This window comes from Streptomyces sp. PA03-5A, from assembly GCF_033792725.1.
Classification (GTDB): domain Bacteria; phylum Actinomycetota; class Actinomycetes; order Streptomycetales; family Streptomycetaceae; genus Actinacidiphila.
In genome coordinates, this window is record NZ_JARAVL010000009.1 from 24,758 (window position 1) to 48,699 (window position 23,942).

Below are 23,942 nucleotides of genomic sequence, written 5' to 3' on the forward strand. Positions count from 1 at the left end.
CCCGGACCCGGTACCGGTTCATGCCCGCTTCACTCTCCGGGGTGCCCGGATCCGACCACCCACATGGCGAAGAACTGCGAACCCCCGCCGTACGCGTGACCCAGCGCCAGGCGTGCGCCGTCCACCTGGTGGCCGCCCGCCGTGCCGCGCACCTGGAGGGCCGCCTCGGCGAAGCGGATCATCCCCGAGGCACCGATCGGGTTGGTGGACAGCACACCACCCGAAGGGTTGACGGGCAGGTCGCCGTCGAGCTCCGTCACCCCCGACTCGGTCAGCTTCCAGCCCTCGCCCTCCTGGGCGAAGCCGAGGTTCTCCAGCCACATCGGCTCGTACCAGGAGAAGGGCACGTACATCTCCACGGCGTCGATCTGCCGCCGCGGATCGGTGATGCCCGCCTGCCGGTAGACGTCGGCCGCGCAGTCGCGTCCGGCCCGGGGGCTGACGAAGTCCTTGCCCGCGAACATCGTGGGCTCGCTGCGCATCGCCCCGCCGTGCACCCACGCCACCGGTCCGGGGGCGCGGCGCCCGCCGGCCCCGTCGGTGAGCACCATCGCGCAGGCGCCGTCGGAGGACGGGCACGTCTCGGAGTAGCGGATCGGGTCCCAGAGCATGGGCGAGGAACGCACCTTCTCCAGGGTGATGTCCTGTTCGTGCAGATGGGCGTACGGGTTCCTCAGCGCGTTGCGCCGGTCCTTGTACGCGACGAGGACGCCGACGGTGTCGGGCGCGCCGGTGCGCCGCATGTAGGCGCGCACGTGCGGCGCGAAGAACCCGCCCGCCCCGGCCAGCAGGGGCTGCTGGAAGGGGACGGGCAGCGACAGCCCCCACATCGCGTTGGACTCGGACTGCTTCTCGAAGGCGAGCGTCAGGACGGTGCGGTGCACCCGCGCGGCGACCAGGCTGGTCGCGACGAGCGCGGTGGAGCCGCCCACGGAGCCCGCGGTGTGCACCCGCATCATGGGCTTGCCGACCGCGCCGAGGGCGTCGGCGAGGTACAGCTCGGGCATCATCACGCCCTCGAAGAAGTCCGGGGCCTTGCCGATGACGACCGCGTCCACGTCCGCCCAGGTCATCGACGCGTCCACCAGGGCACGCTGCGCCGCCTCGCGGACGAGTCCCGCGATGGACACGTCGCGCCGCGCCGAGGTGTGGTGGGTCTGGCCGACGCCGACGACCGCGACGGGTTCCTTGCCGGTCACCGCGCTCATCGGTCCTCTCCTTCCAGGACGGCGACCAGGTTCTGCTGCAGGCAGGGCCCGGACGTGGCGTGGGCGAGCGCGCGGCGGGACTCGCCGCGATGGATGCGGGCGGCGGCCTCGCCGAGCCGGATCAGGCCGGCGGCCATCACGGGGTTCGCGGCGAGCGGGCCGCCCGAGGGGTTGACCGTGACGTCGTCCCCCAGGCCGAGTGCCTTGCGGAGCACAACTTCCTGGGAGGTGAAGGGGGCGTGCAGTTCCGCGGTGTCGACGGGTGCGTCGAAGGCCCCGGCGCGTTGCGCGGCCAGGCGGGCGGAGGGTGAGTCGGTGAGGTCTCGGACGCCGAGCGCATGGGCCTCGATGCGGTGGTCCATGCCGCGGATCCAGGCGGGGCGCTCGCACAGCCGCCGGGCGGTGTCCCCGGCGGCCAGCACCACCGCGGCCGCGCCGTCGCCGACCGGCGGGCAGTCGCCCCGGCGCAGCGGCCGCACCACGTACTCGCCCTGCGGCCGGTCGCCGGACTCCTGGGCGTACGGATTGCTCCCGGCGGCGGTCCGGCTGCGGCCGGCGACGGCGGCGAGCGCGCCTTCGTCCGTGTCGCCCGCGTCGATCAGCGCCTGGGCCTGGAGCGCGGCCAGGGCGACGGAGTCGGGCCACAGCGGTGCCAGGTAGTAGGGGTCGAGCTGGCGGGTCAGCACGTCCCGCAGCCGCCCCGGCGAGGACTTGCCGTAGGAGTAGACCAGGGCGGTGTCGGCCTCGCCGGTGAGGAGCTTGACCCAGGCCTCGTACAGCGCCCAGGCCCCGTCGGTCTCCACGTGCGACTCGGAGATCGGCGGCCAGGCCCCGACCCCGTCGAGCGCCATGGTGAAGGAAAAGGCACGCCCCGCCAGGTAGTCGCAGGAGCCCGAGCAGGTGAAGCCGATCTCGCCCGCGGTGAGGCCTACCCGGCCCAGCACCTCGTGCAGCACCGGCATCAGCATCTCGACCTCGGAGAGGGTCGCGCTGTCGCGCACGTGCCGGGTCTGGGCGAAGGCCACGATGGCCACGTCCCGGCGCGCCTGCGCAGTGGTCGCCGTGGTCACAGCAGCTCCTTGTAGGTGTCGTAGTCGGCGTCGGGCTCGCCGGTGGGCCGGTAGTGGTCGGGGTAGCGTCCGTCGCCGGTCCATACGGGCTCCACGCGCAGGCCCATGCGCACCTGGTCGTACGGGATGCCGCCGATGCGTCCGTGCAGGGCGAGGCCGGCGCCGTCGAGGGCGATGTGGGCGTAGACGTAGGGCACCTCGATGGCGACGCCCTTGGCCTTGATGTTGACGATGCAGAAGGTGGTGACCGTGCCGCGCGGGCCGACCTCGACCTGTTCGTCGGTGGCGACGCCGCAGGTGGGGCACGCGCCCCGGGGCGGGACGTAGACCTTGCGGCAGGAAGGGCACCGCTCGCCGACAGTGCGGTGCCCGGCGAGGGCGGCGAGGTAGCGGCTCTGGGCCCGGCCCGGGGCGTAGGTGTACTCCAGCCGGGCGGGCACGGTGATGCCGGTGACGGGTTCGGCGAACGCGCCGGTGTGCGCGGTCGCCGCGGCCGCCCCGGCGGCGTCGTCGTCCGCGGCGGGTTCGAAGCACGCGATGTCGGTGACGGCGCCGGTGCGCCGTCCGGCCCAGCGGACGCGGACGCGCATGCCGGTGCGCACCGCCTCCGGGCCGGGTGCGTCCAGGACGTGCAGCAGCGCGGTGTCGGCGCCGTCGAGGCGGACCAGGACCCAGGCGAAGGGGGTGGTCAGCGGCTGCTGCGGCCGCGGCGACGGGTTCCAGGCCCAGGTCGTGACCGTGCCGGTGGTGCCGACCTCGACGAGGTCGCGCAGTTCCTCGGCGGTGACCGGGTCGTACTCGACGGGCGGCACGAGCACCCGCCCGTCCCCGGTGCGCACGCCGAGGACGGTCCGCTCGCGCAACCCGGTGAGGAAGGCGCTCTGCACCGGGCTGAGGGAGCGGGTGAAGGGGAACTCGACGACGAGGGGCGCGGTGAGCGGTTCGGGCATGGCGGTGATGACCTCCCGTGTCAGGCGCGGCGGTAGACGGGCGGGCGCTTCTCGCCGAAGGCCCTGGCGCCCTCCTTGGCGTCGGCGGTGGCGAAGACTGGCCCGCCGCGCTCCAGTTCGGACCTCAGTCCCTCGGCCTCGGTCATCTCCGCGGTCTCGTAGACCGAGGCCTTGACGGCCTCGACGGCCAGCGGGCCGTTGGCGTTGACCAGTGCGGCGATCTCCAGCGCCTCGTCCAGGGCGGTGCCGTCGGGGACCACGTGGCCGATCAGCCCGATCCGCTCGGCCTCGGCGGCGGTGTAGGGGCGGCCGGTGAGCAGCATCTCCAGGGCGTGCGTACGTGGTATCTGGCGGGCGAGGCGGACGGTGGAGCCGCCGATGGGGAAGAGGCCGCGGCGCACCTCGAACAGGCCGAAGACCGCGCTCTCGCCCGCGACGCGGATGTCGGTGCCCTGGAGGATCTCGGTCCCGCCGGCCACGCAGGGCCCCTCGACGGCGGCGATCACCGGCTTGCGGGGGCGGTGGTGGCGCAGCATCGCCTTCCAGTGCAGGTCGGGGTCGGCGGTGAGGCGCTCCCGGTACTGCTGCCCCGCCATGCCTCCGTTCGCGGCGAGCGCCTTGAGGTCCATGCCGGAGCAGAAGGCTCCGCCGGCGCCGGTGAGGACCACGGAGCGGATCGCGTCGTCCTGGTCGGCCTCCAGCCAGCCGTCGTGGAGGCCCACGAGCATCGGCAGGGAGAGCGCGTTGCGCGCCTCCGGCCGGTTGAGGGTCAGTACGAGTGTCGCGCCGACGCGCTCCACCGTGAGGTGTTCGGTGCCGCCCATCGCGTCCTCCCGCCTCTGGTACCGGACCTAGAACAGGTTGCAGTAGGTGCAGGTCGAGTTCAATACTTTTCTGACTGTCAGTCAGATTCTTGCCGCGGGACCCCTTCACAGCCCCCCTGCGGGGTGCTCTGATGACCGGCTGGGAGCCGGACGCGCACCCGGTCCCCCGGCCCCGGTGAGGAGGAGCCGTGGAGTACAACCTTGCCGACCTCTTCGAGTCGGTCGCCGACACCGTGCCCGGCCGCGAGGCACTGGTGCATCTCGACCACCCCGGCACGGGGGCCGAGCGCCGGCTCACCTACGCGCAGCTCGACGCGGCGGCCAACCGCCTGGCGCACCACCTGGCGGACCACGGCGTCGCCCCCGGCGAACACGTGGGCCTGCACCTCCTCAACGGCGTCGAGTACCTGCAGACGGCGCTGGCCTGCATGAAGATCCGCGCCGTCCCGGTCAACGTCAACTACCGCTACGTGGCGGACGAGCTCGTCTACCTCTACCGCGACGCCGACCTCACGGCGCTCGTCTTCGACGCCGGGTTCACCGGCCGCGTCGCGGCGGCCCTGCCCCGTACCGAACGGCTGCGCCACCTGGTACGGGTCGGCGACGCGCCACCGGACGCGCCCGAACCCGCCGTCGCACCGGTCGGCTTCGCCGACGCCGAGGCCTCCGGATCGCCCGCCCGCGACTTCCCCGCCCGCTCCGCCGACGACCGCTTCATCATCTACACCGGCGGCACGACCGGCATGCCCAAGGGCGTCATGTGGCGCCACGAGGACCTCTTCTTCTCCGGCATGGGCGGCGGCGCCCCCACCGGCGTCCCCGTCTCCCGCCCCGAGGAACTCGCCGAACGGGTCGCGGCCGGCGGTGAGGGCCTGGTCTTCTTCCCCACCGCGCCGCTCATGCACGGCACCTCCACGCTGACCGCCTTCATCGGCTTCCACTACGGCCAGAAGGTCGTCGTCCACAGCAAGTACGCACCCGTGGAGGTGCTGCGCACGATCGAGCGCGAGAAGGTCACCAGCGTCTCGCTGGTCGGCGACGCCATGCTGCGTCCCCTCGCCGACGCCCTGGCCGGACCGCTCAAGGACACCGACGTCTCCTCGCTGTTCAGCCTCTCCAGTTCCGGCGCGATCCTCTCCGAGACCGTGCGCGCGCAGTTCCAGGCGCTCGCCCCGAACTGCATGATCCTCAACAACTTCGGCTCGTCCGAGTCCGGCTTCAACGGCACCGCCACGGACGACGCCGGTCCGCGCAGGGGCTTCCGGCTGCGCGTCAGCACGCACATCGCCGTCGTCGACCCCGCCTCCCTGGGGCCCGTGGCCCCAGGTGAACCGGGGCGCATCGCGCTGCGCGGCCACGTGCCGCTCGGCTACTACAACGACCCCGGCAAGACCGCCCAGACCTTCTTCGAGCGCGACGGCGAGCGCTGGGTGCTGCTCGGCGACATGGCCACCGTCGACGACGAGGGCATCGTCACCGTGCTCGGACGCGGCTCGCAGTGCATCAACACCGGCGGCGAGAAGGTCTACCCGGAGGAGGTCGAGGAGGCGCTGAAGGCCCACCCCGACGTGTACGACGCCCTGGTGGCCGGTGTCCCCGACCCGAAGTGGGGCCACCACGTCTCGGCCGTCGTCCAGCTGCGCGAAGGCGCCCCGGCGCCCTCCCTGGAGGAGATCCAGACCCACTGCCGGGCCCGTCTCGCCGGCTACAAGGTGCCGCGCAGCCTCGTCATCACCCCCCTCATCCAGCGCTCCCCCAGCGGCAAGGCCGACTACCGGTGGGCCCGCGAGACGGCCGCGCAGGGAGCTGCCTGCGGCTGAACACCGAGGTGAGCCGAGCGCGGGGGCACCCGATGGCCGCGAGCCCCTGCGCACGCGCGGCGGGGGTACTTAAGGTGTGCCCATGACGCGTCTCGAGCCCCAACGCACCGCACTTGTCCTGATCGACCTGATGGAACGCATCGTGGAGCTGCCGTTGGCTCCGCGGTCCGGCGAGGAGGTCGTGCTGGCGTCGCTGGGACTCGCGACGGCCTTCCGGGAGGCGGGGGCGCCGGTCGTCCTGGTGCGCGTGGAGCGCCCCGGGGTCGACGAGCAGCCGCCGGGGAGCGAGCTCGTCGAAGGGCTGGAGCGGGAGGGCGACCTCGTGATCGTCAAGCGGACCGTGGGCGCCTTCCACGGGACCGGCCTGGACGAGGAGTTGCGGGAGCGCGGCGTCGGCACGCTCGTGATCGCCGGCATCGCGACGAACATGGGCGTCGAGTCCACGGCCCGCGCGGCGGCCGACCACGGGTACGCACTCCACTTCGCCGAGGACGCGATGACCGCGCTGAGCGCGGCGGAGCACGAGGCCGCCGTGACGCTCGCCCTCCCGCGCTTCGGGACCGTGGCCCCGGCGGGGGAGCTGGCGAAGGCCCTGTGGAGCTGATCGGCGCGGGCCGCGACGCCGACGTCTACGCCCTGGACGGCACGCGGGTCCTGCGCCGCTACCGGCACGGCGGTTCGGCCCACGAGGAGGCCCGCCTGATGGCCCACCTCGCCGGCGTGGGGTTCGCGGTGCCCCGGGTGCACGACGCGGACGGCACCGACCTCGTCATGGACCGCCTGACGGGCCCCACCATGGCCCGGGACCTGGCCCGCAGGCCCTGGCGGGCGTACGCCCACGGACGGTTGCTGGCCGGGCTGCAGGCGTCCCTCCATGCCGTCCCGGCGCCCCGCTGGCTCGGCCGCCGCTTCACCTCCGGGGATCCCGCCCGGGACCGCGTCCTCCACCTGGACCTGCACCCGGAGAACGTGATCCTCACCCCGGAGGGACCGGTGCTGATCGACTGGAGCAACGCCGCGGCGGGCGACCCCGCCGCCGACACCGCGCTGACCGTCGCCATCCTGCGCGGCGTCGGCCTGGGCCCCGTCCGGGACGTCGGCCTGCGCGTCTTCGTCGCCGGATTCCTCCACGCCGCCCCCGCCGACCCGGCGCCGAGGATGGCCGAGGCGATCGCCGCGCGCCTCGCCAACCCCAATCTGCTGCCCGCCGAGGAACAAAGGCTCCGGCGCTTCGCCCGCCGCTCGCCGGAGGTCAATTGACTCGCGGACCCTCCGGCACCGCCCCTAGCCTGGCCCGATGGCCCACCAGGTGATCGTGCTCAACGGCGGCTCCAGCTCCGGCAAGTCGGGCATCGCGCGCTGCCTGCAGTCGGTGCTCCTGCCGGACCCGTGGCTGACGTTCGGCTCCGACACGCTCGTCGACGGCCTGCCCGCCGGGCTGCGGGGCTCCGGGGCCGGGGCGGGCATCGGCTTCGGTGCCGACGGGAGCGTGTCGGTCGGCGCCGCCTTCCGGGCCCTGGACGAGGCCTGGACGGCCGGTATCGCTGCCATGGCGCGGGCCGGTGCCCGGGTCGTCGTCGACGAGGTGTTCCTCGGCGGCCCCGCCTCGCAGGACCGCTGGCGGCGGGCCCTGGACGGCCTGGAGGTGCTGTGGGTCGGCGTGCGCTGCGCCCCCGAGGTGGCGGCGGGCCGGGAGATCGCCCGGGGCGACCGGGTACCGGGCATGGCGGCGGCGCAGGCGGAGGCGGTCCACCGGGGAGTCGTCTACGACATCGAAGTGGACACGACACGCATGGAGTCCATGGAGTGCGCGCGGGCCGTCGCGGCCCATGTGTCACCTGTGTGACGTACCCGACTCCGGAGGGGACAGACCGGCGGTCCGTGTGTTTGCATGGGTCCATGCGCACGAACATCTGGAACCTCGGCCCCCTGTGGCCGGGACGCCGTGCGCACCACTTCGACCAGAGCTGTCGCCGGGGCTGACCTCCGTAGCCCCGACCACCCCATGACCTGCCCTCCCGCCCAGGCGGGGCACGTCGTGTTCCCGCTCTGGAGCCCTTCCCATGGCCCTGCACCACCGGGCGAGCGGTCCCACCCCGCTCGTCCTCCCCCAACTGCGCGCGCTCGTCCGCGGCTACGCCGCCGCCGTCGAGGCCGGTGTGCACCTGCCCGTCCACCTGCCCGACCGCCGCTGGTACACCCGGCTGCACCAGGACCCCTACGTGGACGTCTGGCTGATCACGTGGCCGTGCGAGACGTCCACCGAACTGCACGACCACGCGGGCTCGCTCGGTGCCCTGACCGTCGTCGGCGGCACGCTCACCGAGCACCGCTGGCTCCACGACGAGCGGGGCCACGGCAGCATCGCGACCCGCGAACTCGCCGCGGGCGGCGGCGCGGCCTTCCCGCTCGGGCACGTCCACGACGTCGTCAACGTCTCCGCCGCGCCCGCGGTGAGCGTGCACGCCTACTCGCCGCCCCTGACGGCGATGTCGTACTACGCGGTCGACGCCGCGCGCTCGCTGCGGCGCACGCGTACCGTGCTGACGGACGAGCCGGAGCCCTCCGCGGTGCCCCGCGCCGTCCCCCTGTCACGCGCCCTGGCCGTGACCGCGTCCGCGTCCACGACCGCTCCGGAGGCCGCCCGATGAACCCGTCCGCCACCGTCAGGTCCGGCATCGACCGGATGCTCGACCGCGCCCGGGCCCGGCTGGACCGGGTCGGGCCCGACGACGCGGCGGCCGAGATCGCCGCGGGTGAGGCACTGCTGGTCGACATCCGCCCGGCCGCGCAGCGGGCCCTGGAGGGTGAGTTCCCGGACGCCCTGGTGATCGAGCGCAACGTCCTCGAATGGCGGCTGGACCCGCTGAGCGACGCCCGCGTCCCCGAGGCCACCGGCCCCGACGTGCGCTGGATCGTGGCGTGCTCCGAGGGCTACACCTCCAGCCTGGCGGCGGCCTCGCTGCTGGACGTCGGCCTGACCCGGGCCACCGACCTCGAGGGCGGTTTCCAGGCGTGGCTGCGGGCCGGGCTGCCGGTCAAGGGCGGGGCGCCGGAAGGAGCCCCCTGACCTCGGCGAGGAAGTCCGCCGGGCGCTCCTGGTGGACCAGGTGCCCCGCCTCCACCGTCACCAGCCGCGCCCCCGGCACCCGGGCCGCGACGGCCGCGATGCCGTCCTGGGGGACGTGGCTGGCCGCCCCGCCGGCGAGGACCAGGGTGGGGCAGTCGATCGTCGCCAGCAGGTCCCACCAGCCCGGGTCGGGGGCGTTGCGCCAGCGGTTGACGGCCGCGATGACCCGCCAGTCGCACGTCTCGTCCCCCTCGGGGCCGGACGGCACGGCCCGCGGTGGCACCTCCGGGTCCGGCGGCACGGGCTCCTCCAGGACGAGGGCCGCCAGCCGGGTCGACACCTTCGCCGCCACCAGGTAGGCGACGACCGCGCCCATCGAGTGCCCGGCCAGCACCACCCGCTCCGGGCCGAGGGTGTCCAGGAAGGCCACGACGTCGTCGCGCATGGCCTCGAAGGCGTACTCGCCCGGCCAGTCGCTGGCGCCGTGGCCGCGCAGGTCGGGCGCGTACACCCGGTGGGCCGAGGCCAGCGCGGGCGCGACCGGCTGCCAGTCGGCGCCGTCCAAGCCGCGTCCGTGGAGCAGGACGAGCGGCGGCGCGTCCGCCTCGCCCCAGCTGCGGTAGGCCATCCGGATGCCGTTCACCTGCACGGTGTGGAGATCGCTCACCCGGGCGACGCTACCCGCCGACCGGAGACGTCACTCGTCCGGGCGTCACCCGTTCCGGTCCGCCCACCGCGAACAGGCCCGCTCCCGCGGGCGTCAGTGCGGGACGACGGCCACCGGGCAGGCCGCGTGGTGCAGCACCGCGGCCGCCACGGGGCCCAGGTGCGGGCCCGCGCCTCCGTGCCGGTTCCGGCACCGTCCGACGACCAGCAGCGAGGCGCCGGCCGCCGCGTCCACCAGGGGCTGCGCGGCGTTGCCCGCGGCGACCTCCTCCGTGATCTCCACACCGGGCGCCTTCTCCCGCCACGGCGCGAGGGCGGCCTGCACCGCGTGCCGCTCCGCCGCCGAGATCTCCGCGCCGCAGGTGGGGTCCATGGCCGCGGGGACGTATCCGTACGTCGGCGGGTACGACCACGCGTGGACCACCCGCAGCTGCACCCCGCGCCGCCGCGCGTGCTCCACCGCGAAGGCGATCACGTCGTCCGCGCCCTGCCGCAGGCTGAAGCCCAGCACCACGGGCCGCCGGTCGTCCCCGGCTCCCTCGTCCTGGCCGGTGCGGACGACCACGACGGGGCCCTCGGCGCGGGCCAGCGTCGCCTGCCCCACGGACCCGAGGAGGAAGCCGCTGAGCCCGCTCAGCCCCTGCGAGCCGAGCGCGAGCAACTCGCTGCGGCCCGCCTCCGCGACCAGCAGCTCCGCCGGCGGGCCGTCGGCCACGTCCGTCGTCACGGGCAGCTCCGGATAGCGCTCGGCGAGCTCCTGTGCGGCCTCGCGCACCACCGCGTCGCCGTACGGGTGTCCCCCGGCGTGCACCAGGCGCAGCGGCACCGATCTCCGCAGCGCCTCCCCCGCCGCCCAGTGCATGGCGGCGTGGCTTTCCGGCGAGCCGTCCAGGCCCACGGTGACGGGTCGGGTCATCGGATGTGCCTCCCTCGCCTCCACAGTAGGCGCCGCCGCCCCGCCCGGCGCCCCGGCGGACACGGCCGTCCGGCCGTCCGGGGGCCGGGCGGCCGGGCGGTCACAGCGGCCGTGCGCGGCCCTCCCAGTACGGGTCGCGGAGCCGGCGCTTGTAGAGCTTGCCGTTGGGGTCACGCGGCATCTCGGCGACGAAGTCCACCGACCGGGGGCGCTTGTAGCCCGCCAGGCGCTCCTCGCAGTGGGCCAGGACGGAGGCGGCCAGCTCCGGCCCGGGCTCGTGGCCGGGGGCGGGCTCGACGACGGCCTTGACCTGCTCGCCCCAGTCGTCGTGGGGGATGCCGAAGGCGGCCGCGTCGGCGACCGCGGGGTGGCTGAGGAGCGCGGCCTCGATCTCGGCGGGGTAGACGTTGACGCCACCGGAGATGATCATGTCGATCTTGCGGTCGCGGAGGTAGAGGTAGCCGTCCTCGTCCAGGTAGCCCAGGTCCCCGACGGTGAAGAAGTCGCCGATGCGGCTCGCCCGGGTCTTGGCCTCGTCCTTGTGGTAGCGGAAGCCGGGGGTGTTCATCCTGATGTAGACGGTGCCGAGTTCACCGGGCGGCAGCCGGTTGCCGTCGTCGTCGTGGACGGCGATCTCGCTGATCGGCCACGCCCTGCCGACCGTGCCGGGCTTCTTCAGCCACTCGGCGGCGGAGGCGAAGGTGCCGCCGCCCTCGCTGGCCGCGTAGTACTCCTCGACGCACGGCCCCCACCACTCCAGCATGGCCCGCTTGATGTGCTCGGGGCAGGGCGCGGCGCCGTGGATGGCGTGCCGCATCGAGGAGACGTCGTGGCGGCTCCTGACCTCTTCCGGGAGGGCCAGCAGCCGGTGGAACTGCGTCGGCACCATGTGGGTGTGCGTGCAGCGGTGGACGTCGATCAGCCGCAGCATCTCCTCGGGCGTCCACTTGTCCATCAGGACGACCGGGTGGCCGATGTGCAGCGCGGCGCCGGCGAACTGCAGCACCGCCGTGTGGTACAGCGGCGAACAGACGAGGTGGACGTTCCCGTCGAAGGGGCGGATGCCGAAGATGCCGAGGAAGCCGCCGAGGTGGGTCTCCTCGGGAGGCCTGCCGGACAGGGCGCGCCGGATGCCGCGGGGGCGGCCGGTGGTGCCGGAGGTGTAGTTCATGACCCAGCCGGTGGTGCGCTCCCTCGGCGGGGTGCCGGGCATGCCGGCCTGCAGGTCCGCGTACGGGCGGAAGCCGTCGATGCCCGTGGCGCCGACGGCGTACCGGCGTGTCCCGGGCAGTCCCGCCTCGTCGGCGGCGGCGCGTGCCTGGTCACCGAAGCGCTCGTGGGCGACGAGCACCTTCGCGCCGGAGTCGGCGACGATCCAGGCGATCTCGGGCCCCACCAGGTGGTGGTTGACCGGGACGAGGTAGAACCCGGCCTGGAAGGCGGCGAGGTACGCCGTGAGGAACTCGGCGCCGTTCGGCAGCACGACCGCGAAGGCGTCGCCGGTCCGCAGGCCGGCGGCGCGCAGTCCGTGGACGAGGCGGTTGGACTCCTCGTGCAGCCGCCGGGCGCTCCACCGGTCGCCGTCGGGAGAGGTGAGCACGACCCGTTCCGGGTCGGCGGCGGCCTGGGCCCAGAACCCGTTGGGGGCGTTCGCCGTGGTCGGTGTCATGGGTGCCGCCTCCTCAGGTGCGTCCGGCGATGCGGTTGATGCGGTCGACGGCCCGCTCGAAGCCGCGGGTCAGGTCGTCGAAGACCGCCTGGACGCTGCGTACTTCACGCATCTGTCCCACGATCTGGCCGACCGGCGTGCCGAGCAGCGGCGCCACCTCGTACTTCTGGATCCGGGTGATCGCGTCGGCGACCAGCAGGCCCTGCAGGGGCATCGGCAGCGCTCCGGGCCCGGCCGGGCCGTCCCAGGCGTCGGTCCACTCGGTGCGCAGCTGGCGGGCCGGTTTGCCGGTCAGGGCGCGCGAGCGGACGGTGTCCCCCGAGCCGGCCGCGAGGAGCTTGCGGACCAGGGCGGAGGAGGGGAGTTCTGCCTCCGTGGTGGTCAGCCACACCGAGCCCAGCCACACGCCCTGGGCGCCCAGCGCCAGTCCCGCGGCGACCTGCTCACCGGTGCCGATGCCTCCGGCGGCGAGCACGGGCAGCGGGTCCACGGCACCGACGACCTCCGGCACCAGCACCATGCCGGCGATCTCGCCGGTGTGGCCGCCGGCCTCGTAGCCCTGCGCGACGACGATGTCGATGCCCGCCTCCTGGTGGTGCCGGGCGTGCCGGGCGCTGCCGGCGAGGGCTGCGACGGGGACGCCCCGGTCGTGGGCGCGCCGTACGACGTCCGCGGGCGGGGAGCCCAGCGCGTTGGCGAGCAGGCCGATCGGGAAGTCGAAGGCGACGTCGAGCTGCGAGCGGGCCACCTGCTCCATCCAGCCCGTGATGCGCCAGCCGGTGGGGTCGCCCGGCTCCAGCTCGGGCACGCCGTGCTTGGCCAGCACCTCCCGGACGTACTGGCGGTGCCCTTCCGGGATCATCGCCTCGACGTCCGCCTCGGTGACGCCTTCGACCTTCTTGGCCGGCATGACGACGTCCAGCCCGTACGGCCGGCCGCCGGTGTGCGCCTCCATCCACTCCAGGCCCCGGGCCAGCTCGTCGGGCGCGGTGTAGCGCACCGCCCCGAGGACTCCCATGCCCCCGGCCCTGCTGATCGCGGCCGCGACGGCGGGGAACGGCGTGAAGCCGAAGATGGCGTGCTCGATGCCCAGCCTCTTGCTCAGCTCCGTCTCCATGGGGGCAGGATGCCCGAGCGGACCGGCCGGGGGAAGAGATTTTCTGATGCAGCGTCAGATTTTAGGGAAGCACACCTCTCCCCACCCGCCGTCGCGCAGGTCCCGGACGACCACCCGGCCGGGCCCCGCGGGCCCCGCACAGGCGGGCTCGCACGGATCGAGTTGTCCCGGCTCCGGGGAGAGGGCGGCGCCCGGCCCGAAGTACCCGCCGTCCAGGGCGAATTCCCACCGGCTCCCGCACCCTGCTGGCGCCGCCCGCTCGAGCGGCGCCGAGACGGGCCTGAGCCCCGTCGACTCCTGCCGGAAACCGCGGCCGCCGCACCACATCTCCACCACCGTGCGCGTGCTCAGCGCCGCGGCGGCGGCCGGCAGGAGCCACGCGGGGCCGAGCAGCGAGCCGAAGTACCCGGGGGCGGGAGCCTCCTGCCCTTCCCAGGAGTGCGGCTCGTCGAGGGTCACCGTGAAGGAGAGCTCAGCGGTGATCTCGACGAGCCCGCTCAGCGAATGCGACGGGGCGACCGCGGCCGCCGGGTGCATGACGTGCCCGGCGACGGCGGACAGCACGGCGGTCGGCAGCCGCGGATCGCCCTGCCCGAACCGGAAGTACCTCCCCGGCCAGGCGCGCACCCCCGCGTCGAAGTCCAGGACGGTGATGCGCGAAGCGTCGTACGACTGCCCGGTCATGGCCGCAGGCTATCCGCCGTCCGCCGTCGCGGATCAGGCGTCGGACCGGTCGAAGTAGTGGCCCTCCGCCAGGTCCTGGAGCAGCGCGGGGTGCTCCGGGCGCCACCCCAGGAGCTCCCTGGTGCGCGCGTTCGACGTCGGGTTGTCCAGCGTCACGAAGCCGGACAGGAAGCCGAGGTGCTCCTCCGCCGCCTCGCGCGGCACGCTCTTCACCGGGACGTCCAGGCCGCGCCCGATCGCCTCGGCGATCTCCCGGAACGGGATGCCCTCGTCACCGGCCCCGTGCAGCCGCGAGCCGGCCGGCGCCGCTTCCAGGGCCAGGCGGAACAGGCGCGCCGCGTCCAGGGTGTGGACGGCGGGCCAACGGGTGGCGCCGTCCCCCACGTACGCCGAGACGCCCTTGTCGCGCGCCATGCCGATCAGCCGCGGGACGAAGCCGTGCCGGTCGGACGGGCCGTGCACGGACGGGGCGAGGCGGACGACCGACGACCGGACCCCGCGCGCGGCGAGCGCGACGGCCGCGTTCTCCGCCTCGCCACGGGGAGATGCCGGGGGCGCCGCCTCGTCCTCCGTCCCGGGGCGGCCCGCGACGGCGGAGGCGAGCATCAGCGTGCCGGAGGTGATCACGAAGGGGCGTCCCGAGCCCTCGAGCGCGTCCCCCATCGCCTCGACGGCCCGCAGGTCGGTGGCGACTGCGCCCGCGTAGTCGGAGAAGTCGTGGCCGAAGGCCAGGTGGATGACGCCGTCGGCCTCCGTGGCGCCGCGGCGCAGGCCGTCGAGGTCCTCCAGGCTGCCGCGGTGGACCCCGGCCCCCACGGTCGTCAGGGCGGCGGCGGAACGGTCCGAGCGGGCGAGGCCGACGACCTCGTGCCCGGCCCCGAGGAGTTCGGCGACGACGGCGGTCCCGATGTGCCCGGTGGCGCCGGTGACGAATACACGCATGCTGCGATCCTTCGATGAGGTGGTGTGGTGCCGCCCCTCGCGCGGTGCCGGCGGCGCGGTCCGGGGCGGTCTCCATCGTGCGGGCCGGGACCACCCGCGGTCTAAGGCCCGTTCTGCACGGCGCAATGCGTTCCGGGCATCACCCCAGGTGGAAGGGGACGGGACGGACTAGGCTGGGCGTCATGTCCGAGTCCTCCTCCGCGCCGCCGGATCTCGACCTGCGGCTCGTGCGCTACTTCACGGCCGTCGCCGAGCACCGGCACTTCGGCCGGGCCGCCGAGGCGCTGCACGTCACGCAGCCGTCCCTGAGCCGGCAGGTCCGCCGCCTCGAGCAGCAACTGGGCGCGCGCCTGCTGGACCGCACCCCGCGGGGCACCGTCCTCACCGAGGCCGGGGAGGTCTTCCTGCCCCGCGCCAGGGCGCTGCTGCGCTCCGCCGCGAGTGCCGCGGCCGAGACCCGCGCCGCCGCCCGGCCCAGCCGGATCACCGTGGGCTACACCGCGGGCCTCATCGTCACCCCCGCGGTGCGGGAACTGCGCCACCGTCATCCCGACGCCGACGTGCGCACCCAGCACGTGCCCTGGAACGAGGCGAGCGCGGCACTGCTGGACCACCGGGTGGACGCGCTCGTCACGCGGCTGCCGTTCCCCACCGGCGGGCTGCACGTGACCGTGCTGTACGACGAACCCCGGGTGCTGGTGGTGCCACTGGACCACCGCCTCGCGGGCAAGGAGTCCGTCACGCTCGACGACATCGCCGGCGAACCCCTGCCCCGGGTACGGCAGTCGGACCCGTCGTGGAGCGCGTTCTGGCGGATCGACCCCCGCCCCGACGGCAGCCCGGCGCCGGACGGCCCCCTCATCGACGCCGTCGAGGACAAGTTCGAGGTGGTCGCCGCCGGGCAGGCCGTGACCATCTCGGCGGGCGTCCGCGGCGGCCTGCGCCCCGACCTCACCGCGATCCCCCTCGAAGACGTCGAGCCGAGCCACGTCGTCCTGGCGACCCGCGCCGGCGACGGCAACCGCCTCGTGGCGGCCTTCCGCAAGGCAGCGCAGTCCCGCCTGACCAGCCGCCCCTGAACGCGGAACCTCGCGCGCGGGGTTCCGGGCGCGCCAGGAGCGCAGCCCCGTGCGGGCCCGCAGGCGCTTCCGCCGAAGTTGTGCGGCCGCCACCGCCGAAGCCACCTCGACAGGCACGACGGACTGCGCCACGGCGTCCGCCGCGCCGGGTTCCCACCGGCCGCCCCTGAACCCGGAACCCGCGGCCGACCGCCGCAACCGGGTACTCGGCGCGCCAGGGCCACGGCGCCGGGAACACGGCCTACGCGGGCTCGTCGGAGGCAGGCCCGGCAGAACCCGTCCTCCGCGACTCCGGACCCGCAGCCGGAAGCCGCGACCGACTGCTCGGCACGCCGCTTCGACGGCGGCGGTGCGGCGACCACCGCCGAAGCGGCCCTCGACAGGCCCGGCGAGCTCCGCGGCGGCTCCTCATCGGCCGCCTCCGGACACGGAACGCGCGCCCGGACGGCCGCCTCCGTCCCCGGAGTCGCACGGGTCATCCGATCGTCCGGTCAGCAGGGCAGGCCCAGTTGTTCGCGGCAGCGGGCCCGGTCCTCGTGGCTGGCCACCGTGTCGGGGTGCTCCGGGCCGAGGGTCCGCTCGCGGGCCTCCGCCACGGCCTCGTGGAGAGCCAGGGCCTCGCGCCAGTCCCCCAGCCAGCCCAGGGCGACGGCGATCTCGCGGCGGCTGACGAGCGTGTCGGGGTGGTCCGTGCCGAGCGCGCGGGTGCGGACCGCCGCGACGTCGCGGGCCTCGGCGAGGGCGTCGCTCCAGCGGCCGAGACGGCCGAGGCTGACCCCGAGGCCGTGCCGGGCGCGGAGGGTGTCGGGGTGGGCGGGGCCCGACAGGCGGGTGCGGAGGGCGACGAGGTCGGTGTAGAGCTCGTGGGCCTCGGCGCCGAGGCCCATCCGCCCCAGGCAGATGCCCAGTTCGTGGCGGGTGGCCAGGGTGTCGGGATGGTCGGCCCCCAGCAGTGCGGCCCGGGTCGCGGCGACGTGGGCGTAGGTGGCGCGGGCCTCCGGCCAGCGGTCGAGGAGCCCGAGCAGATGGCCGACCTCGCAGCGGGTGGTGAGCGTGTCGGCGTGGGCGGGGCCCAGGACGCGGGTGCGGGAGTCCGCGACCTGCGCCGCCAGCGCGTACGCCTCCTGCGTGCGGCCGAGCAGCCCGAGGGTGACGGCGAGGTTGTGCCGGCAGTGCAGGGTGTCGGGATGGTCGGTGCCCTGCCGCCCCTCGCGGGCGGCGAGCACCGCGGTGTACCCCTGGCGGGCCTCCTCGTGGCGGCCGAGCCGTCCGAGGGCGTAGGCGGCCTCCTGGCGGGCGGCGAGCACGGCGGGGTGATCCGCGCCCAGGGCCTGCGCCCGGGCCGCGGCAACTTCCTCGTACGCGCGCAGCGCCTCGGCGTGGCGGCCGCCGCGGCTGAGGCACAGGGCGAGTTCGTAGCGGCTGGTGAGCGTGTCGGGATGGGTGGCCCCGAGCAGCCGTTCGCGCTCCTCGGCGACGGCGCGGTGCGACCGTTCGGCCTCGGACCAGCGGCCCAGCCGGGCGAGTCCGACGGCCGTGGTGTGCCGGCTCGCCAGGGCCGCGGTGCCGTGCATGCCGGGCGCCCCCGACCGCAGTTCCAGACGGCGCGCCCAGGAGGGCAGCCCGGGCTCGGGGCGGGTGCCGCCCTGCCCGCCCTGCCCGCCGTCCCGGAGCGTCTTGAGCCGTCCGGCCACGTCGGCGGCGCTCTGCGGGCGGTCCTCCGGGTTCTTGGCGAGCAGGTCGAGGACGAGCTGCTCCAGTTCCCCGGGCAGGTCGGGCCGGTGCTCGCGCGGCGGCCGGGGCGGAGTGTCGCGGTGGCCGACGAGGACGGCCCAGGTGTCGTCGAGATCGAAGGGCGGCGCGCCGGTGGCGATCTCGTAGAGGACGCAGCCGAGCGAGTAGAGGTCGCTGCGGTGGTCGATCCCGTCCTCGCCGCCGATCTGCTCCGGCGACATGTAGTGCGGGGTGCCCATGGCGACCCCGGTGCCGGTCAGCCGCGAGGTGAAGCCGATGTCGTGGCCGAGGCGGGCGATGCCGAAGTCGCAGATCTTCACGTCGCCGTCGGCGAGCCGCATGACGTTCGCCGGCTTCAGGTCGCGGTGCACGATGCCCCGGGCGTGGGTGTACGCCAGGGCCGCCGCGATCTGCACGGCGATGTCGGTGACGTCGGGGACGGGCAGCGGACGGCCCTCGTTGTCACCGAGCAACTGCCGCAGGTTGCGGCCGTCGAGCAGCTCCATGACGAGGAAGAGCACGCCCTCGCTCTCACCGAAGTCGTGGACGACGGTGACGCCGCGGTGCTGGAGCGCCGCCGCGACCCGTGCCTCGCGGCGGAAGCGCTCCCGCAGCACCCGGTGCACGGACGGGTCCAGTGAAGGGCTCGTCGGTTTCAGGCACTTGACCGCGACCTCCCGGCCCAGCGACTCGTCCAGCGCCTTCCAGACCTCGCCCATGCCGCCGCGCCCGATCCGCTCCCGCAGCCGGTAGCGGTCGCGCAGCAGTGTTCCCCCGTCGTACCGACCTGCCGTCATGGTGTGCGCCGCCCCCGGTCGTCCGCCTCTCCCCGTACCCAGTATGGCCGCGGGGGGCACGCTTGGGGACCCGCCGTTACCCCAGGGAACGCGCCTGTTCGCGCAGCCGGTGGGTGGACGGGTGCGTGCCGGGGCCGAGGCGTCCGACCGCCTTGAGGATGTGCCCGGGGGGCAGTTGCCAGCGCAGGTAGGAGGGGACCGTGCGCAGCAGCAGGCCCGTGCCGCGCAGCCGCCGCCCGGTGACCGGGACGGCCGGGGCGGGCCGCCCGTACAGCTCGTGGGCGAAGGGTGGCAGCGCGGCGTAGGCCAGTGCGGTGGCCCGGCCCCACACGGCGAACCGCAGGGGCAGCAGCGCCCAGGGCACGGGCGGCCCCTGCAGGAAGGCGAAGACCTCCAGGGCCTCGGGGGTGGCGGCGAGCTCCGGCCGCACCTTCTCGAAGTAGGCGGCGAGCGACTCGGTGTCGCCGGGGACCTCCGCCGGGTCCAGGCCCACCAGCCGGGCGGCCTCGCGCTGTTCGGCGACGTAGGCGTCGGCCTGCGCGTCGGACAGGGGGAAGCCGGAGCGCCGCGCGACCTCCAGGTAGGAGTCGATCTCGGCGCAGTGCACCCACAGCAGCAGTCCGGGATCGTCGACGGGGAAGCGCTCGCCGCTGTCCGGGTCCGTCGCGGACAGCCGGCGGTGGATGCCGCGCACCTTGGCCCCGGCCCGCTCGGCCTGCAGCGTGGTGCCGTAGGTGATCGTGCCGACGAAGTCCGCGGTGCGCAGCAGACGGCCCCACGCGTCCCGGCGGAAGTCCGAGTTCTGCGTGACGCCGCGCACCGCGCGCGGGTGCAGCGCCTGCAGGTACAGCGCCCGTACGCCGGCGATCCACATCATGGGGTCGCCGTGCATCTGCCAGGTGACCGAGGCGGGCCCGAAGAGCCCGGGGTCGGCGTCGCGCATCGCAGCCTCCTGTCGCCGTGCGACCACGGCCGGCCCCACCCGCGACCGGGGCGGCGGCCTCCGGCCTGGTGCCCGCAGCGCCGAGCATAGGGCCGCGCGGGGCGCCGGGTCTGCCCCGTGCGGCCCTCCCTCGGTGGCGTGTCAGCGGGCGGGCGCGGCGTCACCCGGCGGGTGGGAGCGCCGTCGCTCGATCAGGGCCAGGCTCACCGCTCCCAGGACGATCAGGCCCACGCCCGTCACGATCTGGTTGAGGGGCGCGAGACCGGCGCCCGGGTCGTCGAAGTAGCCGAAGACGAAGGGCGAGGCGACCAGGCAGGCACCGCACACGATGGTGATGACGTCGCTGCCGGGCCCCCGGGTCCGGGCCGCCCGTGCGATCGCGTTGAGCAGGATGATGGTCGAGAAGACCAGGTCGACGATCCGCACGTTGTTGCCGATGGGCGTGTCGGGATACGCCAGCGCCCATCCGGCGGCGAACAGCCACCCGCCGATCAGCAGCAGGGGTGCCGTGAACAGCGAGTCGCGTATGTCGGCCGGTGGGGTCTGGGTGTGGCCCGCCGTCTGGATCCGGGTGGCGGAACGCTGAGCCAGGGACATGGTGCCCTCCCGCGGTGGGAGCCCCGTCGCCCGGCACGCGGCACACGCCTCGCGGCGCCTGTCGGCGGGGAACGCACCCGCGTCCGCTCCGGGCGACGGGCCGGAGTGTGGACTCCTCTCATTTTAGGCGGGTCGCCGGGAACGTCCTGTTCTGCGGCCTTCCGGTGCCGGGCGCGGTTCAGGCCCAGATCGCCTGGGCCACGGCGGCCCCGGTGAAGGCCGCGCCGATCCCGGCGACCACGCTGGCGACGACGTTCGCGACGGCGAAGAACCGCGCCCCGGTCTCCGCCAGCCGCAGGGTCTCGTACGAGAAGGTCGAGTAGGTGGTCAGCGCCCCGCAGAAACCCGTGCCGACCAGGAGCTGGACCGAATGGGAGGCCGCCCCGTAGGTGACCCCGCCTGCCACCAGCCCCAGGACGAGGCAGCCGACGACGTTGACCGTGAACGTGCCCCACGGGAACACGGTGTCGTGCCGGGCCTGGACGGCGCGGTCCGTGAGGTACCGCAGCGGTGCCCCGACCACGGCCCCGGCGATGACGAGCACCCAGTTCACCCGTGGTTCCCCCGTCCCACGTAACGGATGACCTCGACCTCGTCGAGGGTGACCAGCCCTTCGGTGACCAGCTCGTCGAGCTGCGGCAGGAACGCGCGGACGCGCTCCTCGTGGTCGACGATGACGACGGCCACCGGCAGGTTGTCGCTCAGCGAGAGCAGCCTGCTGGTGTGGATCAGCGAGGAGGCGCCGAAGCCCTCCACCCCGTGGAAGACGCTGGCGCCGGCCAGGCCGGCGTCGTGGGCGCGGCGGGTGATCTCGGAGCACAACGGCTTGTGGTGCCAGGTGTCGTTGTCGCCGATGAGGATCGTCAACCGTATCGCGGTGCCGTGCAGCCGTGTCATGTCTGCCTCCGAACGATCAGGCGACGGGTCGCGTGCGCCGCGCCCCACACCGCGGCCAGGGCGACCAGCGGCGTGGCGGCGAGGTAGGCCAGCCCGGCGCCGGCGTGACCGCCCTCCACCAGGCCGTGGATGTCGACGGCGTATGTGGAGAAGGTGGTGAAGCCCCCGAGCACGCCGGTGCCGAAGAACGGACGCACGAGCCGGTGCACGGACCACATCTCGGTGATGACCACCATGAACACGCCGATCACGGCGCAGCCGAGCGCGTTGACACCGAAGGTGGTCCACGGGAAGGCGCCCGGCGCACCGGGCCACAGCAGGCCCGCGCCGTAGCGCGCGCACGCTCCCAGCGCTCCGCCGACCGCGACCACGCCGACGACCGGCGCCTGTTCCCGTATCCGCGCGGATCGCGGCAGGGGCGGCTGCGGCTCGACGTCGGGGGACACGGGCTCGGTCATCGGGGAGAAGGGGGCTGGTGAGGTCATGCGTCTCCTACTCGTGAGGCGCCCTGCTGCGGGCGCGTTCCGTCACAAGTAGGGACCGTTGGCGGCATCCTCACCGCGGTTCGGTTACGGCGGGCCCCACCGCCGCGCGGCGGTCACCAGGGACCACCGCCACCTCCACCATACTCCGCGGTGCCCGGCCCCGTGATCCGCTCCGGGGTGGCACCCTGGGGCTTCGAACCGGGCGAGGGGGGATGCGGCGATGATGACCGGGCCGGACGTGGTGGAGATCCTGCACCTGCTGCGGAGCGCGGGCGCGGAGGTCTGGGTGGGCGGCGGCTGGGGCGTCGACGCCCTGCTGCGCAGGCAGACCCGCGACCACCGGGACCTGGACCTCATGCACCGCCACGCGCAGGAGGACACCGTCGTCGCGGCGCTGGCCGCGGCCGGCTTCACCCAGTCCCTCGACCGGCGGCCGGTGCGCTTCGTCGTCACCGACGGCAGGGGCCGTGAGATCGACCTGCACCCGCTGTCCTTCGCCGCCGACGGGAGCGCGCAACAGGCGTCGCCGGAGCCGGGGCGGCCCTTCGTCTACCCGGCCGCGTGCTTCGTCACCGGCGAGGTCGAACGGACCGTCGTCCCGTGCCTGTCGGCCGAGCAGCAGGTGTACTTCCACCAGGGGTACGAGCCGACCGACCGGGACCGCCACGACATGCTCCGGCTCCGCGAGGCCTTCGGCATCGCCACCCACTTCTGAGGTCATCAGGACAGCGGCGTCAGGAAGATCCAGACGTGGCCGAAGGGGTCCCGCAGCATCGACTGGCGTGCGCCGTACGGCATGTCGGCCGGGGCCGCGAGCAGTTCGGCTCCGGCGGCCACGGCCCGGTCGGTGAGGGCGTCCACGTCCGGCACGTAGACGTGCAGGACGACGGACGGCGCGGCCGCGGCGGACGGGGGCGAGGCCGGGGCCTCGGCGTCGCCGAGCATGAGGGTGGAGCGGTGGATCCTGATCTCGGCGTGCACGATCCGCCCGTCGTCGCCTTCGAGCCGGAAGGACTCCGTCGCTCCGAACGCGGCGGCGTAGAACGTGATCGCCTCGGCGGCCCCGTCGACCAACGCGTGCGGGATGACGGCGTACTTGTACTGCTCGGGGATCTCCATGCACCGCACGCTAGAACCGCTCCGGGCGGCCGGGCATCGAGCGGAGGTCCCGTCGCGTCTGCGCCGGTGGACGTAGGACCGGCGGCGGCCTGGCCGCGGCCCGGCCGCCTCACCGCCGTACGCGCGGCATGCCCAGCCCGATCCAGGAGATGATCTCGCGCTGGATCTCGTTGTTGCCGCCGCCGAAGGTGAAGATGACGGCGCTTCGGTAGCCGCGTTCCAGCTCGCCGTGGAGGAGGGCGCCCGCGGAGCCCTCCTTCATGGGGCCGAGGGCGGCGGTGACCTCCATCAGCCAGGCGTACGCGTCGCGACGGGCCTCGGAGCCGTAGACCTTGACGGCGGAGGCGTCGTGCGGGGTGAGGGTGCCGCGCTGGAGGGCGTCGACCATCTGCCAGTTGAGCAGCTTCATGGCGTCCAGGCGGGCGTGGGTGCGGGCGAGGCGGCCGCGGACCCAGGCGAGGTCGATGACGCGGCGGCCGTCGGCCAGTTTGGTGCCGGCGGCCCAGCGGCGTACGTCGTGGAAGGCGCGGATCGCCATCGTGCCGTGGGCGGCGAGGGTGACGCGCTCGTGGTTGAGCTGGGTGGTGATCAGCCGCCAGCCCTGGTTCTCCTCGCCGACGCGGCGGGCCACGGGGACGCGGACGTCCTCGTAGTAGCTGGCGGTGGTGTCGTGGGAGGCGAGGGTGTTGATGATCGTGCAGGAGTAGCCGGGATCCGTGGTCGGCACCAGGAGGATCGAGATGCCCTTGTGGGGCGGGGCGCCGGGGTCGGTGCGCACGGCGAGCCAGATCCAGTCGGCGGTGTCGCCGTTGGTGGTCCAGATCTTCTGCCCGTTGACGACATACGTGTCGCCGTCCCGTACGGCGCGGGTGCGCAGCGCGGCCAGGTCGGTGCCGGCGTCCGGTTCCGAGTAGCCGATGGCGAAGTCGATCTCGCCGGCGAGGATGCGCGGCAGGAAGTGGGCCTTCTGCTCCTCGGTGCCGAACTGCATGATCGTGGGGCCGACGGTGTTGAGCGCCATCAGCGGCAGCGGGACGCCCGCCTGGGCGGCCTCGTCGAAGAAGATGAACTGCTCCATGGGGGTCATGCCGCGGCCGCCGTACTCCTCGGGCCAGCCGACGCCCAGCCAGCCGTCGCCGCCGAGCCGGCGGACGGTGTCGCGGTAGAAGCGCTTGGCCGCGGCCCGGTCGAAGTGGCGGGCGTAGGCGTTGTCGGGCACCAGTCCGGCGAAGTACGACCTGAGTTCGGCGCGCAGCCGCTGCTGCTCCGGGGTGTGGTCCAGGTGCACGGCCCCTCCAGAGGTCCGGTCGCGTCCCTGAGCGACGACGGCGCAAGAGTAGAACGCGTTGCAGAAA

General features: G+C 74.4%; 26 protein-coding genes. 8 read left to right on the forward strand and 18 right to left on the reverse strand.

The window, feature by feature from the left end; all coding sequences use genetic code 11:
* Nucleotides 1-29: 29 nt before the first annotated feature.
* From PV410_RS13015 to PV410_RS13030, 4 genes are read right to left on the reverse strand one after another with little or no spacing between them, the layout of a single operon-like run.
* Nucleotides 30-1,208, reverse strand: coding sequence for a thiolase family protein (locus tag PV410_RS13015; RefSeq protein WP_500324261.1), 1,179 nt, complete (start codon nt 1,206-1,208; stop codon nt 30-32).
* Nucleotides 1,205-2,278 carry a thiolase family protein gene (locus PV410_RS13020; protein WP_500324262.1) on the reverse strand — a complete coding sequence of 358 codons (1,074 nt, stop codon included), beginning with the start codon at nt 2,276-2,278 and terminating at the stop codon, nt 1,205-1,207. The genes PV410_RS13015 and PV410_RS13020 overlap by 4 nt, the downstream gene beginning before the upstream one ends.
* Nucleotides 2,275-3,228 carry an OB-fold nucleic acid binding domain-containing protein gene (locus PV410_RS13025; protein WP_500324263.1) on the reverse strand — a complete coding sequence of 318 codons (954 nt, stop codon included), beginning with the start codon at nt 3,226-3,228 and terminating at the stop codon, nt 2,275-2,277. The genes PV410_RS13020 and PV410_RS13025 overlap by 4 nt, the downstream gene beginning before the upstream one ends.
* A 20-nt stretch (nt 3,229-3,248) precedes the next feature.
* Entirely contained in the window at nt 3,249-4,052 is an 804-nt protein-coding gene (locus PV410_RS13030; protein ID WP_500324264.1) for a crotonase/enoyl-CoA hydratase family protein, read from the reverse strand.
* A gap of 188 nt (nt 4,053-4,240) precedes the next feature.
* Here PV410_RS13030 and PV410_RS13035 point away from each other — a divergent pair, with 188 nt between their 5' ends.
* From PV410_RS13035 to PV410_RS13060, 6 genes are all read left to right on the forward strand, one after another.
* Complete coding sequence (locus tag PV410_RS13035; RefSeq protein ID WP_500324265.1) at nt 4,241-5,872, forward strand: acyl-CoA synthetase; 1,632 nt, start codon at nt 4,241-4,243, stop codon at nt 5,870-5,872.
* An 82-nt stretch (nt 5,873-5,954) separates the two neighbouring features.
* Nucleotides 5,955-6,476, forward strand: a complete 522-nt coding sequence (locus PV410_RS13040) for an isochorismatase family protein (RefSeq protein WP_500324266.1) — start codon at nt 5,955-5,957, stop codon at nt 6,474-6,476.
* Nucleotides 6,467-7,132, forward strand: coding sequence for a phosphotransferase (locus tag PV410_RS13045; protein ID WP_500324267.1), 666 nt, complete (start codon nt 6,467-6,469; stop codon nt 7,130-7,132). The genes PV410_RS13040 and PV410_RS13045 overlap by 10 nt, the downstream gene beginning before the upstream one ends.
* 37 nt (nt 7,133-7,169) lie before the next feature.
* Nucleotides 7,170-7,718, forward strand: coding sequence for a chloramphenicol phosphotransferase CPT (gene cpt / locus PV410_RS13050; RefSeq protein ID WP_500324268.1), 549 nt, complete (start codon nt 7,170-7,172; stop codon nt 7,716-7,718).
* 217 nt (nt 7,719-7,935) lie between these two features.
* Nucleotides 7,936-8,523 (forward strand): cysteine dioxygenase, encoded by a 588-nt coding sequence (locus PV410_RS13055; RefSeq protein WP_500324269.1) that lies wholly within the window; start codon nt 7,936-7,938, stop codon nt 8,521-8,523.
* On the forward strand, nt 8,520-8,942 hold the full coding sequence (locus PV410_RS13060) for a rhodanese-like domain-containing protein (RefSeq protein ID WP_500324270.1): 423 nt from the start codon (nt 8,520-8,522) through the stop codon (nt 8,940-8,942). Before PV410_RS13055 ends, PV410_RS13060 begins: the two co-directional genes overlap by 4 nt.
* Here PV410_RS13060 and PV410_RS13065 read toward each other — a convergent pair.
* The 6 genes from PV410_RS13065 to PV410_RS13090 all read right to left on the reverse strand — a co-directional run bounded on the left by PV410_RS13065 (nt 8,911) and on the right by PV410_RS13090 (nt 14,936).
* Nucleotides 8,911-9,609, reverse strand: coding sequence for an alpha/beta fold hydrolase (locus PV410_RS13065; RefSeq protein WP_500324271.1), 699 nt, complete (start codon nt 9,607-9,609; stop codon nt 8,911-8,913). The two genes, PV410_RS13060 and PV410_RS13065, sit on opposite strands and share 32 nt — an antisense overlap.
* A 93-nt stretch (nt 9,610-9,702) precedes the next feature.
* Nucleotides 9,703-10,524 (reverse strand): universal stress protein, encoded by an 822-nt coding sequence (locus PV410_RS13070; RefSeq protein WP_500324272.1) that lies wholly within the window; start codon nt 10,522-10,524, stop codon nt 9,703-9,705.
* Between the two features lie 100 nt (nt 10,525-10,624).
* Nucleotides 10,625-12,193 (reverse strand): acyl-CoA synthetase, encoded by a 1,569-nt coding sequence (locus PV410_RS13075; protein WP_500324273.1) that lies wholly within the window; start codon nt 12,191-12,193, stop codon nt 10,625-10,627.
* Between the two features lie 13 nt (nt 12,194-12,206).
* Nucleotides 12,207-13,310 carry an NAD(P)H-dependent flavin oxidoreductase gene (locus PV410_RS13080; protein WP_500324274.1) on the reverse strand — a complete coding sequence of 368 codons (1,104 nt, stop codon included), beginning with the start codon at nt 13,308-13,310 and terminating at the stop codon, nt 12,207-12,209.
* Between the two features lie 54 nt (nt 13,311-13,364).
* Nucleotides 13,365-13,994, reverse strand: coding sequence for a hypothetical protein (locus PV410_RS13085; protein WP_500324275.1), 630 nt, complete (start codon nt 13,992-13,994; stop codon nt 13,365-13,367).
* 33 nt (nt 13,995-14,027) lie between these two features.
* Nucleotides 14,028-14,936, reverse strand: a complete 909-nt coding sequence (locus tag PV410_RS13090) for an SDR family oxidoreductase (protein ID WP_500324276.1) — start codon at nt 14,934-14,936, stop codon at nt 14,028-14,030.
* Between the two features lie 182 nt (nt 14,937-15,118).
* Here PV410_RS13090 and PV410_RS13095 point away from each other — a divergent pair, with 182 nt between their 5' ends.
* Complete coding sequence (locus tag PV410_RS13095; protein ID WP_500324277.1) at nt 15,119-16,015, forward strand: LysR family transcriptional regulator; 897 nt, start codon at nt 15,119-15,121, stop codon at nt 16,013-16,015.
* A 491-nt stretch (nt 16,016-16,506) separates the two neighbouring features.
* Here PV410_RS13095 and PV410_RS13100 read toward each other — a convergent pair whose 3' ends face one another.
* The 6 genes from PV410_RS13100 to PV410_RS13125 all read right to left on the reverse strand — a co-directional run bounded on the left by PV410_RS13100 (nt 16,507) and on the right by PV410_RS13125 (nt 21,468).
* Nucleotides 16,507-18,546 carry a serine/threonine-protein kinase gene (locus tag PV410_RS13100; RefSeq protein ID WP_500324278.1) on the reverse strand — a complete coding sequence of 680 codons (2,040 nt, stop codon included), beginning with the start codon at nt 18,544-18,546 and terminating at the stop codon, nt 16,507-16,509.
* 76 nt (nt 18,547-18,622) lie between these two features.
* Complete coding sequence (locus PV410_RS13105) at nt 18,623-19,489, reverse strand: oxygenase MpaB family protein (protein WP_500324279.1); 867 nt, start codon at nt 19,487-19,489, stop codon at nt 18,623-18,625.
* Nucleotides 19,490-19,630: 141 nt separating this feature from the next.
* Complete coding sequence (locus PV410_RS13110; protein ID WP_500324280.1) at nt 19,631-20,086, reverse strand: SPW repeat domain-containing protein; 456 nt, start codon at nt 20,084-20,086, stop codon at nt 19,631-19,633.
* 178 nt (nt 20,087-20,264) lie between these two features.
* Entirely contained in the window at nt 20,265-20,639 is a 375-nt protein-coding gene (crcB, locus tag PV410_RS13115) for a fluoride efflux transporter CrcB (RefSeq protein ID WP_500324281.1), read from the reverse strand.
* Complete coding sequence (locus PV410_RS13120) at nt 20,636-20,983, reverse strand: DUF190 domain-containing protein (protein ID WP_500324282.1); 348 nt, start codon at nt 20,981-20,983, stop codon at nt 20,636-20,638. The genes crcB and PV410_RS13120 overlap by 4 nt, the downstream gene beginning before the upstream one ends.
* On the reverse strand, nt 20,980-21,468 hold the full coding sequence (locus tag PV410_RS13125; protein ID WP_500324283.1) for a fluoride efflux transporter FluC: 489 nt from the start codon (nt 21,466-21,468) through the stop codon (nt 20,980-20,982). The genes PV410_RS13120 and PV410_RS13125 overlap by 4 nt, the downstream gene beginning before the upstream one ends.
* Nucleotides 21,469-21,691: 223 nt before the next feature.
* On the opposite strand from PV410_RS13125, the gene PV410_RS13130 reads away from it, so the two are divergent.
* Nucleotides 21,692-22,183, forward strand: a complete 492-nt coding sequence (locus tag PV410_RS13130; RefSeq protein WP_500324485.1) for a nucleotidyltransferase domain-containing protein — start codon at nt 21,692-21,694, stop codon at nt 22,181-22,183.
* A gap of 5 nt (nt 22,184-22,188) precedes the next feature.
* Here the strand turns inward: PV410_RS13130 and PV410_RS13135 are convergent, their stop codons facing one another.
* On the reverse strand, nt 22,189-22,587 hold the full coding sequence (locus PV410_RS13135; protein ID WP_500324284.1) for a VOC family protein: 399 nt from the start codon (nt 22,585-22,587) through the stop codon (nt 22,189-22,191).
* Between the two features lie 109 nt (nt 22,588-22,696).
* Nucleotides 22,697-23,875, reverse strand: coding sequence for an acyl-CoA dehydrogenase family protein (locus tag PV410_RS13140; protein WP_500324285.1), 1,179 nt, complete (start codon nt 23,873-23,875; stop codon nt 22,697-22,699).
* Nucleotides 23,876-23,942 lie beyond the last annotated feature (67 nt).

Excerpts from the sequence above, each read along its gene's own strand:
- PV410_RS13120 (WP_500324282.1), bottom strand. The coding sequence starts at position 20,983 with ATGACACGGCTGCACGGCACCGCGATACGGTTGACGATCCTCATCGGC.
- PV410_RS13040 (WP_500324266.1), top strand. The coding sequence starts at position 5,955 with ATGACGCGTCTCGAGCCCCAACGCACCGCACTTGTCCTGATCGACCTG.
- PV410_RS13125 (WP_500324283.1), bottom strand. The coding sequence starts at position 21,468 with ATGACCTCACCAGCCCCCTTCTCCCCGATGACCGAGCCCGTGTCCCCC.
- PV410_RS13030 (WP_500324264.1), bottom strand. The coding sequence starts at position 4,052 with ATGGGCGGCACCGAACACCTCACGGTGGAGCGCGTCGGCGCGACACTC.
- PV410_RS13105 (WP_500324279.1), bottom strand. The coding sequence starts at position 19,489 with ATGCGCGACGCCGACCCCGGGCTCTTCGGGCCCGCCTCGGTCACCTGG.
- PV410_RS13080 (WP_500324274.1), bottom strand. The coding sequence starts at position 13,310 with ATGGAGACGGAGCTGAGCAAGAGGCTGGGCATCGAGCACGCCATCTTC.
- PV410_RS13060 (WP_500324270.1), top strand. The coding sequence starts at position 8,520 with ATGAACCCGTCCGCCACCGTCAGGTCCGGCATCGACCGGATGCTCGAC.
- PV410_RS13055 (WP_500324269.1), top strand. The coding sequence starts at position 7,936 with ATGGCCCTGCACCACCGGGCGAGCGGTCCCACCCCGCTCGTCCTCCCC.
- PV410_RS13085 (WP_500324275.1), bottom strand. The coding sequence starts at position 13,994 with ATGACCGGGCAGTCGTACGACGCTTCGCGCATCACCGTCCTGGACTTC.
- PV410_RS13110 (WP_500324280.1), bottom strand. The coding sequence starts at position 20,086 with ATGTCCCTGGCTCAGCGTTCCGCCACCCGGATCCAGACGGCGGGCCAC.
- PV410_RS13130 (WP_500324485.1), top strand. The coding sequence starts at position 21,692 with ATGACCGGGCCGGACGTGGTGGAGATCCTGCACCTGCTGCGGAGCGCG.
- PV410_RS13090 (WP_500324276.1), bottom strand. The coding sequence starts at position 14,936 with ATGCGTGTATTCGTCACCGGCGCCACCGGGCACATCGGGACCGCCGTC.
- PV410_RS13095 (WP_500324277.1), top strand. The coding sequence starts at position 15,119 with ATGTCCGAGTCCTCCTCCGCGCCGCCGGATCTCGACCTGCGGCTCGTG.
- PV410_RS13100 (WP_500324278.1), bottom strand. The coding sequence starts at position 18,546 with ATGACGGCAGGTCGGTACGACGGGGGAACACTGCTGCGCGACCGCTAC.
- PV410_RS13135 (WP_500324284.1), bottom strand. The coding sequence starts at position 22,587 with ATGGAGATCCCCGAGCAGTACAAGTACGCCGTCATCCCGCACGCGTTG.
- cpt (WP_500324268.1), top strand. The coding sequence starts at position 7,170 with ATGGCCCACCAGGTGATCGTGCTCAACGGCGGCTCCAGCTCCGGCAAG.
- PV410_RS13015 (WP_500324261.1), bottom strand. The coding sequence starts at position 1,208 with ATGAGCGCGGTGACCGGCAAGGAACCCGTCGCGGTCGTCGGCGTCGGC.
- PV410_RS13025 (WP_500324263.1), bottom strand. The coding sequence starts at position 3,228 with ATGCCCGAACCGCTCACCGCGCCCCTCGTCGTCGAGTTCCCCTTCACC.
- PV410_RS13075 (WP_500324273.1), bottom strand. The coding sequence starts at position 12,193 with ATGACACCGACCACGGCGAACGCCCCCAACGGGTTCTGGGCCCAGGCC.
- PV410_RS13070 (WP_500324272.1), bottom strand. The coding sequence starts at position 10,524 with ATGACCCGACCCGTCACCGTGGGCCTGGACGGCTCGCCGGAAAGCCAC.